Source organism: Mesotoga sp. HF07.pep.5.2.highcov, assembly GCF_003666285.1.
GTDB lineage: Bacteria > Thermotogota > Thermotogae > Petrotogales > Kosmotogaceae > Mesotoga > Mesotoga prima.
On sequence record NZ_JFHJ01000668.1, the window covers coordinates 1 to 688 of the forward strand.

Below are 688 nucleotides of genomic sequence, written 5' to 3' on the forward strand. Positions count from 1 at the left end.
CCGGGGTAGTGCTATTCTCTCAATATAGGGCAAAAAGACATATGTGCGATGTTGGAGGTGTTGCGTTGAAGAGGTATTTTGTTGCGCCCGGTAGAGTTAATGTCATTGGTGAACACACCGACTATAACCAGGGATTCGTTATGCCTGTCGCGATTGACAAATATGTATTACTGTCGATTGAGCGGACAGACGAGAACGTCATTGCTTTGAGTTCTGCTGGAAGGGAACCAGTCTCATTTCGGGAGGAAAGCATAGAAAAGACCGGCGATTGGAGTGACTATCTAAAAGGAGTTTTCTGGGTTTTGAAGGATAACCTTGGTGTTGACTTTGGAGGGATGAAGATCAAAATCAGCTCTAGCATCCCTGAAGGTGCCGGCCTCTCAAGCTCAGCTGCTCTTGAAGTTGCTCTTATTTTAGCGTTGAATTCGGTGTATGGACTTAAACTGGGGGACAGAGAACTTTACAGTTTTGCTCAGCAGGCCGAAAATGAGTTTGTCGGTGTCCAGTGTGGAATTATGGATCAGTTTGCAGCCGTTATGGGGAAGAAGGACACGGCAATCTTCCTAGACACTCTCGAGATGCGCCACGAATATGTACCGTTAGAGCTTGGTGAATACACATTTGTCGTATTCGACTCCAAGGTTCATCATTCCCTATCTAGTGGTAACTACAATACTCGAAGGGCCGA

At 46.1% G+C, this 688-nt stretch carries 1 protein-coding gene; it reads left to right on the forward strand.

Annotation, left to right across the window (positions count from 1 at the left end; translation table 11 throughout):
• Positions 1 to 65 precede the first annotated feature (65 nt).
• Positions 66 to 688, forward strand: a 623-nt coding sequence (locus tag BG32_RS14195; RefSeq protein WP_310793901.1) for a galactokinase family protein, incomplete at its 3' end; no start/stop codon positions are given.